Genomic DNA, 15,620 nt, shown 5'->3' on the forward strand with positions numbered 1-15,620 from the left:
CCCCCCCACCCCGCTCAGCAATCGCAGATGCGATTGCTGAGCGACCCTCCCCACCGCTTCGCGGGGGGAGGGTTGAAGAAAGTCGATTGCGCGGTCCGGCCATGACCTCCCCTCGCACCATTCCCGACACCGTGCGCAACGTGCAGATCGCCGCCGCCGATCCGGAGATCTCGGCCTTCGTCTCGGCCAATGCCGGCTCCGGCAAGACGCACGTGCTGGCGCAGCGCGTCATTAATTTGCTGCTGCGCGGCTGCGACCCGGCGAAGATTCTCTGCATCACCTTCACCAAGGCCGCCGCCGCCAATATGGCGAACCGCGTCTTCGGCACGCTCGCCGACTGGGCGGTGCTCGACGACGGCGCGCTGGACGAGCGCATTCGCCTGTCGACCGGCAGGAAGCCCGGCCCGTCGGAGCGCGCGCGGGCGCGCCGGCTGTTCGCCTCGGCGCTGGAGACGCCGGGCGGCCTGAAGGTGCAGACCATCCACGCCTTCTGCACACGGCTGCTGCACCAGTTCCCGTTCGAGGCCAACGTCGCCGCGCGCTTCAGCGTGCTCGACGAGGCGACGACGAAGGAAACACTGGATCGGCTGACGCTCGAGATTCTGCAGGAAGCCGCCGCCAATGCGGAGAGCGCGCTCGGCCGCGCGCTGGCGCGGGCGATCGTCGTCGCCGCCGACCAGACTTTCAAGGACGTCATCAATGACGCCATCCGCGAGCGCGACGCGCTCGCCGACTGGCTGCGACGCACAGGCGGCGTCGACGGCGCCATGGCCGAGCTGTCGCGCGAACTCGGGGTCGATCCCGCCGAGACGCTTGAAAGCGTCGAGGACGATTTCTTCGCCGCTTCGCTCATCCCGATGCAGGAATGGCCGCTGCTGATCGAGGTGCTCGAATCCGGTCTCTCCAGCGACAAGAAGCATGTCGCAGCGCTGCACGCGGCGCGCGCCGCCTCCGGCCGCGAGCGCGTAGACGAATATCTGAAAATCTTCTGCACGACCGAACTCGCGCCGCGGAAAAACCTTGTCACCAAATCGATCGCACAGAACCATCCCGAATGGCTCGACCGTCTGCAGGCGGAGCAGGATCGCGTCTGCCGTCTGCTCGCCCGCGAGCGCGCGCTGGCGGCACGCGAGCGCACACGCGCGCTGGTCACCATCGCCGACGAAGTGATCGGTCGGTACCGCCAGGAGAAGGACCGCCGCGGCCTTCTCGACTACGACGACCTCATCGACAAGACGCTCGAGCTGTTCTCGCGCGCCACGGCCGCCTGGGTGCTGTACAAGCTCGACCTCGGCATCGACCACGTGCTGATCGACGAGGCGCAGGACACCAGCCCGAGCCAGTGGAAGATCATCGAAACCATCTGCTCCGAGTTCACGCCCGGCGGCGCGCGCGAGAACGTCAAGCGCACGATCTTCGCGGTCGGTGACGAGAAGCAGTCGATCTTCTCCTTCCAGGGCGCGTCGCCGAAAGCGTTCGACGAGATGCGTCATCTGTTCGAGCGCCAGTTCAACCGCGCGGAGCTCGGCTGGCGCTATCTGCGCTTCCACCACTCGTTCCGCTCGGGCGCCAACGTGCTCGGCTCGGTCGACCGCGTGTTCGAGGCGCGCGACATCTACGCCAGCATCACCACCGACGACGCCGGCGTGCCGGCGCACCAATCGTTACCCGATGCCGCGCCGGGCCTGGTCGAAGTGTGGGATCTCGAAGCGCCGGAAAGGCGCGAGAAAGAGATCGAGGGCTGGGACGCGCCGTTCGATCTCGAGAGCGAGGTGTCGCCGCGCGTCAGGCTCGCGCGCCGCATCGCCGATCATCTCAAGCTCTGGATGGCGCGCGGGCTGAAAGCCGGCGACGCGCTCATCCTGGTGCGCCAGCGCGGGCCGCTGTTCGAGGCGATCATCCGCGCGCTCAAGGACGCCGGCGTGCCGGTCGCCGGCGCCGACCGGCTGGTGCTGACGCAGCACATCGCGGTCATGGACCTGATGGCGCTCGCCGACGCGCTGCTGCTGCCCGAGGACGACCTGGCGCTCGCCTGCGCGCTCAAGAGCCCGCTGTTCGGCTTGAGCGAGGAGCAGTTGTTCGAGCTCGCGTGGAACCGCAAGGGTTCGCTGCGCAAGAGCCTGCGCGACAATCCCGCCTTCGCGGCGACGAGCCGCGCGGTTGACACGCTCGCGCAGGTCGCGCGCTCGCAGTCGCCCTTCGGCTTCTTCGCACACGTGCTCGGCGGCGGACGTGGCCGCGCCCGCATCCTCGCCCGGCTCGGGCCGGAGGCGAACGACGCGCTCGACGAATTCCTCAATCTTGCGCTCGACTACGAGCAGCGCGAGACGCCGTCGCTGCAGGGCTTCCTCGCCTGGCTGCGGCGCGCCGAGAGCGAGGTGCGACGCGACATGGAACTGGCGCGCGACGAGGTGCGGGTGATGACCGTGCACGGCGCCAAGGGGCTGGAGGCCAACACCGTCATCCTCGCCGATACCACCACCGACCCGAAGGGTTCGCATCCGCCGAAGCTCTTGCCGCTTGAATCGGGCAGCGTGGTGTGGGCCAAGCGCAAGCAGGACGACACCGACGCCATCGCCGCGGCGCGCACGCGCCTCGAGGATGCCGCGCGCGACGAATACCGCCGCCTGCTCTACGTCGCGATGACGCGCGCCGCCGAGCGGCTGATCGTCTGCGGCACCAAGAGCGACAGGAAGATCCCCGACGGCTGCTGGTACCAGCTCGTGCGCGACGCGCTCGAAGGCGCGTGCGTCAGCGAGCCGGCCGACGACGGCGTGGGCGACGTGCTGCGCTATCGCAAGGGCGAGGCTGAATCGCTGCGCGCGGCCGAAGGCCACGAGCCGTCGTCGGAGCCGGTTACGGTACCGGCCTGGCTCACGCGCGACGCGCCGCAGGAGAAGCCCGCCGCGCGCACCATCACGCCGTCGAGCACCGAGGAGGACGCGGTCAGGCGCGCCCCGGCGCCCGCTTCAGCCCAGGCGCTGCTGCGCGGCTCGCTGACGCACCGGCTGATGCAGTCGCTGCCGGACATCCCGGCCGAACGGCGCCGCGCGGCGGCCGAGGACTTCCTCGCGCGCGCCGGCAACGCTTTGCCGCCCGAGGAGCGCGCGACCATCGCCGGCCAGGTGCTGCACCTCGTCGCGCACGCCGACTTCCGCGCGCTGTATGCGCCCGGCAGCCGCGCCGAGGTGCCGATCGTCGGCCGGCTCGTGCTCGCAAACGGTGCGGCGGTGCGCGTCAGCGGCCAGATCGACCGGCTGGTGGTGACGGCGGACGAAGTTTTGATCGCCGACTTCAAGACGAATCGCCCCGCGCCGCGCCGAATCGAGGACGTGCCGAAGCCCTACCTCCGCCAGATCGCGCTCTACCGCGCGCTGCTCGCGCGGCTTTACCCCGATCGTCCTGTTCGCGCCGCGCTGGTCTGGACCGAAGTCCCTGATCTGATGGAGATTTCGTCGGCGGCGCTGGACGCCGCCCTGGCGCAGGTCAAGCCCGCGTGAGGCCGCCTTGACGCTGCGCGGAGCCCTCCATAGGTTCTGCGCTCCTATTCATGGCGCGACGCGCGCCGCCATATACAAGACGAGGTAGTCCCATGGCCGTCGGCAAGGTTTCGGATGCGAGCTTCGAGGCGGACGTGCTGAAGGCCAAGGAGCCGGTGGTCGTCGACTTCTGGGCCGAGTGGTGCGGCCCCTGCCGCATGATCGCCCCGGCCCTGGAGGAGATCGCCGGCGCGCTCGGCGACAAGGTCAAGATCGTCAAGCTCAACGTCGACGAGAACCCGAAGGTCGCCGCGCAATACGGCATCATGTCGATCCCGACCTTGATGATGTTCAAGAACGGCGAGATCGCCTCGCGCCAGGTCGGCGCCGCGCCGAAGCAGAAGCTGCAGCAGTGGATTTCGTCGGGCGTCTGACCCGTCGACCGATGTGAGTATTTCCAATGGCCGGGCATCGTCCCGGCCATTTTTGTTTGGGCAAACCCCAACGCCCCATGCGCGTTATGCAGAGCGCATGACCCTGCCGCTCAAACAGCCCTTCGCGCCGATGGAAGCCCTGTCCGTGGACACGATCCCGGAGGGCAAGGACTGGCAATACGAGCCGAAATGGGACGGTTTCCGCTGCCTGCTGTTCCGCGACGGCGACAGGATCGAATTGCAGTCGAAATCCGGACAGTCACTGACGCGCTACTTCCCCGAGTTGGTCGAGGCAGCCGCCGCGCTGAAGGCCAAGCGCTTCGTGCTCGACGGCGAAATCGTCGTGCCGCAGGGACGCGCCTTTTCATTCGATGCGCTGCTGCAGCGCATCCATCCGGCGGCGAGCCGGGTAAGAAGGCTCGCCGCCGAGACGCCGGCGCTGATGATCGTGTTCGACCTGCTCGCGGCCGATGAAGACGATCTCACCGATGAAGCATTGCGCGACCGGCGCAGGGCACTCGACGTCTTCGCCAAGAGGACTCTGAAAGGCCACAAGGCCTTCCGCCTGTCGCCGGCGACGACGAAGCTTGCCGACGCGAAGAAGTGGCTGACTCAGGTCGGCGCCACGCTCGACGGCATCATCGCCAAGCGCCGTGACCTCGCCTACGCGAGCGGCAACCGCCATGGCATGCAGAAGATCAAGAACTACCGCTCGGCCGACTGCGTGGTCGGCGGCTTCCGCTACAACGAAGGCAGGAAGACGGTCGGCTCGCTGCTGCTCGGCCTCTACAACGACGAAGGCCTGCTCGACCATGTCGGCTTCACCTCGTCGCTCAAGGGCGGCGAGAAGAAAGCGCTGACCGAGAAGCTCGAAAAGCTGATCGGCCCGCCCGGCTTCACCGGCGACAAGCCCGGCGGCCCGAGCCGCTGGTCGACCAAGCGCTCGTCGGAGTGGCAACCGCTCAAGCCGAAGCTCGTGGTCGAGGTCTGCTACGATCATTTCTCCGGCGGCCGGTTCCGCCACGGCCCACGTCTGTTGCGCTGGCGGCCGGACAAGGCGCCGCGGCAGTGCACGACGGAGCAGGTGGCGGGCGCGAAGCAAGCGGACTTGATGAGGTTGCTGAAGTAGCTCTTGCGTGCCCCGGACGCGACGCAGCACGGAGCACCGGGGTCCCGGGTCTGCAGTGCACCGCTACGCGCCGCACTGCGCCCGGGACACGCCTGTCCCGCTACTGCGGCAACGTCCCGTTCTGCTTGAGCACTTCGCCGGCGAGATACAGCGAGCCGGTAATCAGCACGCGCGGCGGCGGATCGAGATCGAGCTTGCGCACGGCCTCGAACGCTTCCGCGATGGTGTCGCGACTGGTCGCCGACAGGCCGATGCCGCGCGCGGTGTCCGCCAGCGCTTCGGCCGGCACGCTCTTCTCCGAGCCCGGCACCGGCACCGCGATCATGCGGCGCGCCAGCCCGGTAAAATTGCGCAGGAAGCCCTCGCAGTCCTTGCTCGCCAGCATGCCGACGATCATGACCAGCGGCCGCGACACGCGTTCCTCCAGATCGGCAAAGGCCGCGGCGACAGCGCGGCCGCCATCCGGATTGTGCCCGCCGTCGAGCCAGACTTCGCTGCCCGCCGGCGCCAGATCGACCAGCGCGCCCTGCGTCAGCCGGTTCATGCGCGCCGGCCAGTCGGCCCTGGCGATGCCGGTCTCGTAGGCCGCGTGCGGAATGCGGAAGCGCTCGATTGCGCGCAACGTCGCGATTGCGAGCCCGGCATTCTCGTATTGATGGCGGCCGTAGAGCCGCGGCGGCGGCAGATCGAGCAGGCCGTTGTCGTCCTGATAGACGAGGCGGCCGCGCTCCTCGGTCGCGGTGAAGTCCTCACCGGCGATGCGCAGCGGCGCACTAAGCCGGGCCGCCTGCCGCTCGATCACCTGCAGTGCATCGCGATGCTGCGCGGCGACGATCGCCGGCACGTTGCGCTTCATGATGCCGGCCTTCTCGGCGGCGATCTGCGCCAGGCTCGTGCCGAGGAAGTCGGTGTGGTCGATCGAGATGCGCGTGATGACGCTGGCCAGCGGCTGTTCGATGACATTGGTGGCATCGAGGCGGCCGCCGAGGCCCACTTCCAGCACAAGCACGTCGGCCGGATTGCGCGAGAACAGCAGCATGCCTGCCGCGGTCGTGATCTCGAACACCGTGATCGGCCGGCTGGCATTGGCGCGCTCGCAGTCCTCCATCGCGGCAGCAAGCTCCTGGTCGGAGACGAACTTGCCTTCGCCCTTCCCGCCGATGCGGAAGCGCTCGTTGAAGCGCACGAGATGCGGCGACGTGTAGGTGTGCACCGACAGCCCCGCCGCTTCGAGAATTGAGCGCAGAAACGTGACGGTCGACCCCTTGCCGTTGGTGCCGGCGACATGGATGACCGGCGGCAAGTTCCGCTCGGGGTGACCGAGCGCCGCGAGCAGCGTCTCGATGCGCTCGAGCGACAGATCGATGCGCTTGGGATGCAGCGCCGTCAGCCGGTCAAGAATGGAGTCGATGTGGGTCATGGGATACGGGGTGACGGCGTTCTCCCCTCCCCCACGAGCCCTTGCGAGGGTGGGGAGGGGTCGGGGGTGGGGGCTCTTCGCTGCCGTTAAGGTAATGCCCCCCACCCCGATTTGCATCGCCAGCGCGATGCAAATCGACTCTCCCCCACCACTTCGCCGGGGGAGGTAACTACGCGTGCGCGGGAACCGGCAGGCTGGGCTGCGGCAGAGGCGCCGGCGCCTTGGTCAGCACGCGGCAGAGGCGCGCGAGCGTCTCGCGCAGTTTGTGCCGATGCACGACCATGTCCACCATACCGTGCGCGGTGAGATATTCGGCGCGCTGGAAACCCTCGGGCAGCTTCTCGCGGATCGTCTGCTCGATGACGCGCGGGCCGGCGAAGCCGATCAATGCACCCGGCTCTGCGATGTGAACGTCGCCCAACATGGCGTAGGACGCGGTGACGCCGCCGGTGGTCGGATTGGTGAGCACGACGATGTACGGTTTCCGCGCCTCGCGCAGCATCTGCACGCCGACGGTGGTACGCGGCAGTTGCATCAGCGACAGGATGCCTTCCTGCATGCGCGCGCCGCCCGAGGCCGCGAACATGATGAACGGCGTCTCGCGCTGTACCGCCGTCTCGACGCCCTTGATGAAGGCTTCGCCTGCGGCCATGCCGAGCGAACCGCCCATGAAATCGAAATCCTGAACGCCGATCGTCACCCGCAGACCTTCGAGCATGCCGACGCCGACCTTCACCGCGTCCTGCAGCCCGGTCTTCGTGCGCGCGTCCTTGAGGCGATCGGCGTAACGACGCTCGTCGCGGAAGCGCAGCGGATCGACCGGCACGTCCGGCAGCAGCAGGTCCTCGTACTCGCCGTTGTCGAACACGCTTTTCAGCCGCGCCGGCGCGCTGATGCGCATGTGATAGTTCGACGACGGGATGACGAACTGGTTGGCCTCGACGTCCTTGTAGAAGACGAGCTGGCCGGTCTCAGGACACTTGATCCAGAGGTTTTCCGGCGTCTCGCGACGTAGGAAACTGCGGATTTTCGGCCGGACGACGTTCGAGATCCAGTTCATGGCCTTGTCATGCCCCGGTCCGAGCCGGGTATCCATTGAAAACTGCAAATAGACTTACCTGATCGTCGGATTGCGGAAAGCCCCGCTACCGACGGGTAACCATGGTTTATGGCGTCGCCATGACCCTTTTGGCGCTGCGTACGCCATCGGCCAGCTCCGCCACCAGCTCGGCGACCGCCTTGACCGTATGCGCCTGGGCCTTGCCGTCCTTGTCGAGGCTCTTGCGCACCACCTCGACCAGGGCGGAGCCGACCACCACAGCATCGGCGCCGGCGGCGATGGCGCGGGCGCTCGCCGCGTCGCGAACGCCGAAGCCGACCGCCACCGGCAGCGTCGTGTGCTTCTTGATGCGGCCGACCGCGGCCGAAACCTTGCCTGGATCGGGCGCGGCGGAACCGGTGATGCCGGTGATCGAGACATAGTAAACGAAGCCCGAGGTGTTGTTCAGTACCGCGGGCAGCCGCTTGTCGTCGGTGGTCGGCGTGGCGAGGCGGATGAAATTCAATCCGGCCTTCAGCGCCGGGATGCAGAGCTCGTCGTCCTCTTCCGGCGGCAGATCCACGACGATGAGCCCATCGACGCCGGCCGCCTTGGCGTCGACGAGGAATTTGTCGACGCCGTAGATGTAGATCGGATTGTAATAGCCCATCAGCACGATCGGCGTGTCGTTATCGGCGGCGCGGAAGTCGCGCACCATGGCAAGCGTCTTGATCATGGTCTGCCCGGCGACGAGCGCGCGCACGCCGGACGCCTGGATCGCCGGACCGTCGGCCATCGGATCGGTGAACGGCATGCCGATCTCGAGCATATCGGCGCCGGCCTTCGGCAGCGCCTTGATGACGGCGAGTGACGTCGCCGTGTCGGGATCTCCGGCCATGGTGAAGGTGACCAGCGCCGCGCGCCCTTCCGCCTTCAGCTTGGCGAAGCGTTTTTCAATTCTTGTACTCATGCCGCGGCACGACCTGTGTTACACCTCTCCCCGGAGGGGAGAGGTCGGCCGCGCAGCGGCCGGGTGAGGGGGATGGAGCGCTTCAGGCAGAGAGCGCGCAAGCTCCGGGCGTCACAGACGAGTGCCGAGGCACGGCTCTGGCAAGCCTTGCGCGGGCGACGCCTGGCCGCTTGGAAATTCCGGAGGCAGCATCCGATCGATAGATACGTCGTCGATTTCGTCACCGTCGAAGGCAGGCTGATCGTCGAGGTGGACGGGGTCACGCACGAAACCGACCGCGAGCTCTTCCGCGATGCAGAGCGCACGCGGATACTCGAAGCATTCGGATACAATGTCGTGCGCGTATCGAACATCGATGTGTACGAGAACCTCGGCGGCGTGCTTGACATGATCGACCAGACACTGCGGCCGATGTGAGGGCAGGCCCCCCTCACCCGCTCGCTTCGCGAGCGACCTCTCCCCATCGGGGAGAGGTAACACTGCCTCTCCGCCCTCATCGGTGCGTTTCCAGCCACGCCGCTACGCTGTCGAGGTCCTTGTCGCCGCGGCCGGAGACGTTGACCACCATCAGGTGATCCTTCGGCTTTTGCGGCGCGAGCTCGAACACCTTGGCGAGCGCATGCGCCGGCTCGAGCGCGGGGATGATGCCTTCGAGCTTGCTGCACAACTGGAACGCCTCGACCGCTTCGCGATCGGTGGCGGAGAGGAAAGTGACCCGACCCATGTCGCTGAGCCAGGCGTGCTCGGGACCGATGCCCGGATAATCGAGGCCGGCCGAAATCGAATGCGCCTCCATGATCTGGCCGTCGGCGTCCATCAAGAGATACGTGCGATTGCCATGCAGCACGCCGGGCTTGCCGCCAGCGATCGAGGCCGCGTGCTGGCCGCTCGGAATGCCGTGGCCGGCGGCCTCGACGCCGTAGATCTCGATGGCGCGGTCGTCGAGGAATGGATGAAACAGGCCCATCGCGTTGGAGCCGCCGCCGATGCAGGCGACCAGCGAATCCGGCAGGCGGCCTTCGGCGGCCATGATCTGCTCACGCGTCTCGCGGCCGATGATCGACTGGAAGTCGCGTACCATCGCCGGATAGGGATGCGGACCGGCCACCGTGCCGATGCAGTAGAACGTGTCGGCGACGTTCGTCACCCAGTCGCGCAGCGCCTCGTTCATCGCGTCCTTGAGCGTCTTCGAGCCGGACGTGACCGGACGCACCTCGGCGCCGAGCATGCGCATGCGCAGAACGTTGGGCTTCTGCCGCTCGACGTCCACCGCACCCATGTAGACGATGCACGGCAGACCGAACTTGGCGCAGAGCGTCGCGGTCGCGACGCCGTGCATGCCGGCGCCGGTCTCGGCGATGATGCGCGTCTTGCCCATGCGCCTGGCCAGCATGATCTGGCCGAGCACGTTGTTCACCTTGTGCGCGCCGGTGTGGTTGAGCTCTTCGCGCTTGAAGTAGATTTTCGCGCCGCCCGAAAGGCCGGAGGCCGTCTTAACGCTTCTACAGTGCTCGGTGAGGCGCTCGGCAAAATAGAGCGGCGACGGCCGGCCGACATAGGTCGCGAGATGGCCGTCCATTTCCTTCTTGAAAGCCGGGTCGGCCTTGGCCTCGGTGTAGGCGCGCTCCAGATCGAGGATCAGCGGCATCAGCGTCTCGGCGACGAAGCGGCCGCCATAGATGCCGAAGTGCCCGCGCTCGTCGGGACCGGTGCGGAACGAGTTGGGCTGCTGCTGAACGCTCATACGATGGATGCTTTCGTCAGATCGAGAGGCGCCTCGGCCATGCGCGCGGCGCGAATGAAGGCGCGGATTTTGCCGACGTCCTTTTCGCCGGGCGCGCGCTCGACGCCGGACGAGACATCGACGCCAGGGGCGCCGGTGAGCGCAATCGCTTCGGCGACGTTGCCAGCGTCGAGGCCGCCGGACAGCATCCAAGGCACGCCGGGCTTGATATCCTTGAGCAGCGTCCAGTCGAAGCTGACGCCGAGGCCGCCGGGACGCGTGGCTTCCGGCGGCGGGCGGGCGTCGAACAGCAGCCGGTCGACGACGTCGGAATAGACGCGAATGGAGGCAAGGTCGGCGCGGGTTGCGATCGGCAGCGCCTTCATGACCGGCAGGCCGAAACGTGTGCGCACCGCCACCACCCGGTCCGGCGTCTCCTTGCCGTGCAGTTGCAGCATGTCGGGCTGCAGCGCGGCGACGACGGCGGCGATGGTGTCGTCGTTGGCGTCGACGGTAAGCGCCACCTTCCCCGCCCGCCCCTGCACCTGCGCCCCGAGCGTGCGCGCCGCCTCCAGCCCCAAATTGCGCGGGCTCGGCGGAAAGAACACGAAGCCGACGAAATCGGCTCCCGCCGTGAGCGCCACGTCGAGCGCGTCCGGAGTCGTCAGGCCGCAGATTTTGATCGCCAATGCCATTGTGGGGCGCGTTCTAGCGCCTAATCGTCGGCACGGCAAAGTGTCGGGCTAGGCCGCGGGCGGCGCGACGGCTGGAAGGGTGGCTCGCACGGCAGCCTCGCGCCGCGCCTCCTCCTCCGCGGCACGCCGGCGCATGGCCTCAAGTTCCTGATGCAGGGTGCGCACGTCGGCATCGAGCCGGCGCGCGGTGCGGCGCCACGCCGCCTGCCTGAGCCAGGCGGCCACGCCGCCGATGATGACGCCGAGGATGACCAGCACGAAGATCAACACGAACAGCGGCAGACTGGCGGCGTAGGCCGGACTGGCGGACGAGAACGGGTCGAACGACACCGTCACGACCTGCCGGTTGGCGACGGCGAACGCGACGATGACGATCGCCAACGGCACGACGATGATGGCGGTGACGACCTTACGGAACATGGCGCGGCTCACGGCTATGGCCGGCTTGCGCCGGCCGGACACCCCTGATGGCTGCAATCTAAGGCCGCCTGCGGCCCGGACAAGCGCCGCCTGACGCGCTAGCGATGCGCCTCGGTCGGATGGTGGCCAGCCGCCGACGCGGCCGCCTCGGCCGCATGGTTCAGGCGCTCGCGCATTTCCTTGCCGGTCTTGAAGAACGGCACCGACTTTTGGTCGACGGACACGTGCGCGCCGGTGCGCGGATTGCGCCCCGTGCGCGCCGGCCGATGCTTGACCGAAAAGGCGCCGAAGCCGCGCAGCTCGACGCGGTCGCCGCGCGCCATCGCCGCGGTGATTTCACCGAGGATCGCGTTGACGATGTTCTCGACGTCGCGCTGGTAGAGATGCGGGTTCTGGGCGGCGATGCGCTGGACCAGTTCAGACTTGATCATGTCGCCGCTTGCCTGCACGAGGGTTACTGAGAGGACGGAGGGTGCCAAAGGGCTAGCAGACCGTCAAGATTTAGTCTCTCGAACGCCGCGTCGCCGCCCCATTCCTGCATCCAGCGCGAGACCGCGGTCAAACCGACTGCATTGAAGCCCCAGGCGGCGACATGCAGGAACGAGAGCTCGCCGAACCGCGGCGATAGCGAAATGTTGCGGACCGGGGTGTTGGCCGGGACCTTTTTCGCCTGCTCCAGCCAGGTCACCGCGGTCCTTTCGTTGCCGATTCCGTCGATCAGCTTCAGCGGCACGGCCTGGCGGCCGGTGAAGACGCGGCCATCGGAGACGGCGGAAACCTGGCCATCGGTCATGTTTCGGCGGCTCTGCACCAGGTTCTTGAACCAGGCATAGCTGTCGAGGACAATCGCCTCGATCGCCGCCTTTGCTTCCGGGCTGGTCGGCTCGAACCCGTTCGGGGCGGCCTTCAATGGCGACGATTTGATCGACTCGACTTTGACGCCAATTGTCTTGAGCGCGTCGGTGAAGTTCGGAAACTGGAACAGGACGCCGATCGAGCCGACCAGCGAGGTATCCTCGGCGATGATGTGGTCGGCCGACAGCGCCGCGATATAGGCGCCCGAGGCGGCCAGTCCGTCGACCACGACCACCATCGGCTTCTTCGCCTGCAGCTCGCGCAGGGCGTCATAGAGCTGCTGCGAGCCGGCGGTGGTGCCGCCGGGGCTGTCGATGTGCACGATGACCGCCTTGGCGCGCGACCGGCCCAAGCGGTTCAATGCCTCGACGCGCTCCTGGTTGTCGCGGATCAGGCCCTGGATGCGGATGCGGGCGATGTAGTCGCCAGGACGGCTGAAACGGCCGGGATTCACCGCAAATACGGCGCCGGCGATGGCCAGCAGCACGACCACGGCGGCGGTGACGCGCCAGAACGTCAGCTTCCGCCGCATGCGGCGGCGGTCGACGATGGCATCAGCATCGAGCGACATGACGAGCTTTCCTCGCGTCGGAACAGGTTGCGGCAAACCTCAGCCAAAGGACCCGGGCTGCCGATTCCATCCTTGCCGGCAATTCTGGGCACGGTCATGTCACAAAGAAAAGCCCCCGGGGCAAGCCCCGGGGGTTTCGTCATCTTTGCCGAATTTGGCGACGGAAGATGTCAGTCTTCCGCCTTGTCCTCGCCGGCGCGCTGCTTGAGCGCGGCGCCCAGGATGTCGCCGAGCGACGCGCCCGAGTCGGCCGAGCCGTACTGCGCCATCGCTTCCTTCTCCTCGGCGACTTCCAGCGCCTTGATGGAGACGCCCAGCTTGTGCGTCTTGCGGTCGAACTGGGTGACGCGGGCGTCGACCCTCTGACCGACCGCGAAGCGCTCGGGGCGCTGCTCGGCGCGGTCACGGGCCAGATCGGCGCGCTTGATGAAGGTGACGAGGTCGGTATCGACGATCTTCACGTCGATGCCGGCGTCTTTCACCTCGGTCACTTCGCAGGTGACGACCGAGCCCTTCTTCATCTCGCCCGCGGCGCCCGAGGCCATCGGATCGCCGGCGAGCTGCTTGACGCCGAGCGAGATGCGCTCCTTCTCGACGTCGACGTCGAGAACCTGCGCCTGCACCATGTCGCCCTTCTTGTACTCGTCGATCACCTGCTCGCCCGGACGCTTCCAGTCGAGGTCGGAGAGGTGGACCATGCCGTCGACGTCGCCGTCGAGGCCGAGGAACAGGCCGAACTCGGTCTTGTTCTTGACTTCGCCCTCGACCACCGAACCCGGCGGGTGCTTCTCGACGAAGACTTCCCACGGATTGCGCATGGTCTGCTTGAGGCCGAGCGAGATGCGGCGCTTGACCGGATCAACCTCGAGGATCTGTACTTCGACTTCCTGCGAGGTCGAGACGATCTTGCCCGGGTGGACGTTCTTCTTGGTCCACGACATTTCGGAGACGTGGATGAGCCCCTCGATGCCCGGCTCCAGCTCCACGAAGGCGCCGTAGTCGGTGATGTTGGTCACGCGGCCCTTGAAGCGCGTGCCGACCGGATACTTGGCCTCGATGCCCTGCCACGGATCGTCGAGCAGTTGCTTCATGCCGAGCGAGATGCGGTGCGTCTCGTGGTTGATCTTGATGATCTTGACCTTCACCTGCTGACCGATGTTGAGCACTTCGGTCGGGTGATTGACGCGGCGCCACGCGATGTCGGTGACGTGCAGCAGGCCGTCGATGCCGCCGAGGTCGACGAACGCACCGTAGTCGGTGATGTTCTTGACCACGCCGTCGATGACCTGACCCTCTTCGAGGTTCTGCACCAGCTCCTGGCGCTGCTCGGCGCGGGTCTCTTCGAGAACCGTGCGGCGCGACACGACGATATTGCCGCGGCGGCGATCCATCTTGAGGATCTGGAACTGCTGCGGCGAGTTCATCAGCGGCGTCACGTCGCGGATCGGACGGATGTCGACCTGCGAGCGCGGCAGGAAGGCGACGGCGCCGTCGAGATCGACGGTGAAGCCGCCCTTGACCTGGTTGAAGATCGTGCCCGAGACCTTCTGATTGTCGTTGAAGGCCTTCTCCAGCTTGCCCCAGCTCTCCTCGCGGCGCGCCTTGTCGCGCGACAGCACCGCCTCGCCGAGCGCGTTCTCGACGCGCTCCAGATAAACCTCGACTTCGTCGCCGACCTTGAGATCGGCCTGGCGGCCCGGCGCGGCGAACTCGCGCATGGCGACGCGGCCTTCGGTCTTGGCGCCGACGTCGATGACGGCCATGTCCTTCTCGATGCCGACGATCTTGCCCTTCACGACGGTGCCCTCTTGCGGGCTGCCCTGGGTGAAGGACTCTTCGAGCATCGCGGCGAAATCTTCACGCGAGGGGGCGGTTGCAGTAGCGGTGGCCATGAAATCTCCTGTCAGCGAGCGCCGGCGGGTTGGAATGGCGTTCGAAAGCGCGGGCCTTCGGCCCCGCAAGACCGAAAGCGGCCTCCGGAATCCCGGAGAGCCGGCGCAAAAACCGTGCTTTTGAACGAGGGTTCGGATCAGGCCGCCTCACGTAGAGGCGCGAGCGGGGCTTTGTCCTCCAACAACGAGGGGCGGTCAGCCGCGCCCTCGGCCCGCTCGGGTAGCCTCGACGAGATCGATGGCGGCCCGAATTGCCGTCGATATATCCATTTCGGTGGTATCGAGCAAGTGCGCATCCGCCGCTTGTTTCAGGGGCGCGGCGGCGCGGTTCATGTCGCGGTCGTCGCGCGCCTTGATGTCGGCCAGCACCGCGGCCTCGTCCATGCCCCTGCCGGCGTTGGCGAATTCAAGGGCGCGGCGGCGAGCGCGCACCTCCGGGGTCGCGGTGACGAAGATCTTCACGTCGGCGCCCGGGCAGATCACGGTGCCGATGTCGCGTCCATCGAGGACGGCGCCCGGCGGCACTGCCGCAAACTCGCGCTGGAACGCCAGCAGCGCCGCGCGCACCTGCGGCATGGCCGAGACGATGGAGGCAGCCTCGCCGACGGCGGGCGCTTTCAGCACCGCTTCGTCGAAGCGCGCCGGATCGAGCGTCAGCGCAGCGGCCAGCGCGGCGTTCTGGTCTTCGGGGCTCTTCCCGGCATCGAGCACGGCCTTCGCAACCGCACGATACAAAAGACCGGTGTCGAGATGGCGCAGGCCGTAGTGGGCCGCGAGCTTCTTGCCGAGCGTGCCCTTGCCCGACGCGGCCGGCCCGTCGAAGGCGATGATCATCTTCACCCTCCCCTGCAGGGGGAGGGTCGCTCGTCGTCGCGAAGCGACGGCGAGCGGCGTGGGGTGAATTTGCAATTAGAAAGAACACCCCCTCCCGATCTCGCTTCGCGAGATCGACCTTCCCCCTCCAGGGGGAGGTGAAGAGCGTGTGTTGCACTT

The 15,620-nt window shown here is 67.2% G+C and carries 14 protein-coding genes; 4 read left to right on the forward strand and 10 right to left on the reverse strand.

All coding sequences use genetic code 11. The features are described 5' to 3' along the window. Positions 1-101 precede the first annotated feature (101 nt). From addA to VGV41_RS04925, 3 genes are all read left to right on the forward strand, one after another. Positions 102-3,500: a double-strand break repair helicase AddA gene (gene addA / locus VGV41_RS04915; protein ID WP_326862548.1), complete on the forward strand. Its 3,399-nt coding sequence runs from the start codon at positions 102-104 to the stop codon at positions 3,498-3,500. Between the two features lie 92 nt (positions 3,501-3,592). Then, complete coding sequence (gene trxA, locus VGV41_RS04920) at positions 3,593-3,913, forward strand: thioredoxin (RefSeq protein WP_326862549.1); 321 nt, start codon at positions 3,593-3,595, stop codon at positions 3,911-3,913. 97 nt (positions 3,914-4,010) lie between these two features. Next, complete coding sequence (locus tag VGV41_RS04925; protein WP_326862550.1) at positions 4,011-5,042, forward strand: ATP-dependent DNA ligase; 1,032 nt, start codon at positions 4,011-4,013, stop codon at positions 5,040-5,042. Positions 5,043-5,142: 100 nt separating this feature from the next. Here the strand turns inward: VGV41_RS04925 and VGV41_RS04930 are convergent, their stop codons facing one another. The 3 genes from VGV41_RS04930 to trpA all read right to left on the reverse strand — a co-directional run bounded on the left by VGV41_RS04930 (position 5,143) and on the right by trpA (position 8,471). After that, positions 5,143-6,462, reverse strand: a complete 1,320-nt coding sequence (locus VGV41_RS04930) for a folylpolyglutamate synthase/dihydrofolate synthase family protein (protein ID WP_326862551.1) — start codon at positions 6,460-6,462, stop codon at positions 5,143-5,145. A 169-nt stretch (positions 6,463-6,631) separates the two neighbouring features. After that, positions 6,632-7,522: an acetyl-CoA carboxylase, carboxyltransferase subunit beta gene (gene accD / locus VGV41_RS04935; protein WP_326862552.1), complete on the reverse strand. Its 891-nt coding sequence runs from the start codon at positions 7,520-7,522 to the stop codon at positions 6,632-6,634. A gap of 106 nt (positions 7,523-7,628) precedes the next feature. After that, entirely contained in the window at positions 7,629-8,471 is an 843-nt protein-coding gene (gene trpA, locus VGV41_RS04940) for a tryptophan synthase subunit alpha (RefSeq protein ID WP_326862553.1), read from the reverse strand. A 72-nt stretch (positions 8,472-8,543) separates the two neighbouring features. On the opposite strand from trpA, the gene VGV41_RS04945 reads away from it, so the two are divergent. Continuing rightward, on the forward strand, positions 8,544-8,888 hold the full coding sequence (locus tag VGV41_RS04945) for an endonuclease domain-containing protein (protein WP_326862554.1): 345 nt from the start codon (positions 8,544-8,546) through the stop codon (positions 8,886-8,888). A 76-nt stretch (positions 8,889-8,964) separates the two neighbouring features. Here the strand turns inward: VGV41_RS04945 and trpB are convergent, their stop codons facing one another. From trpB to cmk, 7 genes are all read right to left on the reverse strand, one after another. Continuing rightward, positions 8,965-10,215 (reverse strand): tryptophan synthase subunit beta, encoded by a 1,251-nt coding sequence (gene trpB / locus VGV41_RS04950; protein ID WP_326862555.1) that lies wholly within the window; start codon positions 10,213-10,215, stop codon positions 8,965-8,967. Next, on the reverse strand, positions 10,212-10,889 hold the full coding sequence (locus VGV41_RS04955; protein ID WP_326862556.1) for a phosphoribosylanthranilate isomerase: 678 nt from the start codon (positions 10,887-10,889) through the stop codon (positions 10,212-10,214). The genes trpB and VGV41_RS04955 overlap by 4 nt, the downstream gene beginning before the upstream one ends. A 48-nt stretch (positions 10,890-10,937) precedes the next feature. Next, a complete protein-coding gene (locus VGV41_RS04960; protein WP_326862557.1) occupies positions 10,938-11,309 on the reverse strand; it encodes a LapA family protein in 372 nt (123 codons plus the stop codon). A 98-nt stretch (positions 11,310-11,407) separates the two neighbouring features. Then, entirely contained in the window at positions 11,408-11,758 is a 351-nt protein-coding gene (locus VGV41_RS04965; RefSeq protein WP_326862558.1) for an integration host factor subunit beta, read from the reverse strand. A gap of 5 nt (positions 11,759-11,763) precedes the next feature. Beyond that, entirely contained in the window at positions 11,764-12,735 is a 972-nt protein-coding gene (gene sppA / locus VGV41_RS04970) for a signal peptide peptidase SppA (RefSeq protein ID WP_326862559.1), read from the reverse strand. 170 nt (positions 12,736-12,905) lie between these two features. Then, positions 12,906-14,627, reverse strand: coding sequence for a 30S ribosomal protein S1 (gene rpsA, locus VGV41_RS04975; protein WP_326862560.1), 1,722 nt, complete (start codon positions 14,625-14,627; stop codon positions 12,906-12,908). 195 nt (positions 14,628-14,822) lie between these two features. Next, positions 14,823-15,461 carry a (d)CMP kinase gene (gene cmk, locus VGV41_RS04980; RefSeq protein ID WP_326862561.1) on the reverse strand — a complete coding sequence of 213 codons (639 nt, stop codon included), beginning with the start codon at positions 15,459-15,461 and terminating at the stop codon, positions 14,823-14,825. Positions 15,462-15,620: the final 159 nt, after the last annotated feature.

Source organism: Pseudolabrys sp., from assembly GCF_035943735.1.
Classification (GTDB): domain Bacteria; phylum Pseudomonadota; class Alphaproteobacteria; order Rhizobiales; family Xanthobacteraceae; genus Pseudolabrys.

What these genes read in the sequence shown, in the direction of transcription:
- addA (WP_326862548.1), top strand. Translation starts at nt 102, where the DNA reads ATGACCTCCCCTCGCACCATTCCCGACACCGTGCGCAACGTGCAGATC.
- trxA (WP_326862549.1), top strand. Translation starts at nt 3,593, where the DNA reads ATGGCCGTCGGCAAGGTTTCGGATGCGAGCTTCGAGGCGGACGTGCTG.
- VGV41_RS04925 (WP_326862550.1), top strand. Translation starts at nt 4,011, where the DNA reads ATGACCCTGCCGCTCAAACAGCCCTTCGCGCCGATGGAAGCCCTGTCC.
- VGV41_RS04930 (WP_326862551.1), bottom strand. Translation starts at nt 6,462, where the DNA reads ATGACCCACATCGACTCCATTCTTGACCGGCTGACGGCGCTGCATCCC.
- accD (WP_326862552.1), bottom strand. Translation starts at nt 7,522, where the DNA reads ATGAACTGGATCTCGAACGTCGTCCGGCCGAAAATCCGCAGTTTCCTA.
- trpA (WP_326862553.1), bottom strand. Translation starts at nt 8,471, where the DNA reads ATGAGTACAAGAATTGAAAAACGCTTCGCCAAGCTGAAGGCGGAAGGG.
- VGV41_RS04945 (WP_326862554.1), top strand. Translation starts at nt 8,544, where the DNA reads ATGGAGCGCTTCAGGCAGAGAGCGCGCAAGCTCCGGGCGTCACAGACG.
- trpB (WP_326862555.1), bottom strand. Translation starts at nt 10,215, where the DNA reads ATGAGCGTTCAGCAGCAGCCCAACTCGTTCCGCACCGGTCCCGACGAG.
- VGV41_RS04955 (WP_326862556.1), bottom strand. Translation starts at nt 10,889, where the DNA reads ATGGCATTGGCGATCAAAATCTGCGGCCTGACGACTCCGGACGCGCTC.
- VGV41_RS04960 (WP_326862557.1), bottom strand. Translation starts at nt 11,309, where the DNA reads ATGTTCCGTAAGGTCGTCACCGCCATCATCGTCGTGCCGTTGGCGATC.
- sppA (WP_326862559.1), bottom strand. Translation starts at nt 12,735, where the DNA reads ATGTCGCTCGATGCTGATGCCATCGTCGACCGCCGCCGCATGCGGCGG.
- rpsA (WP_326862560.1), bottom strand. Translation starts at nt 14,627, where the DNA reads ATGGCCACCGCTACTGCAACCGCCCCCTCGCGTGAAGATTTCGCCGCG.
- cmk (WP_326862561.1), bottom strand. Translation starts at nt 15,461, where the DNA reads ATGATCATCGCCTTCGACGGGCCGGCCGCGTCGGGCAAGGGCACGCTC.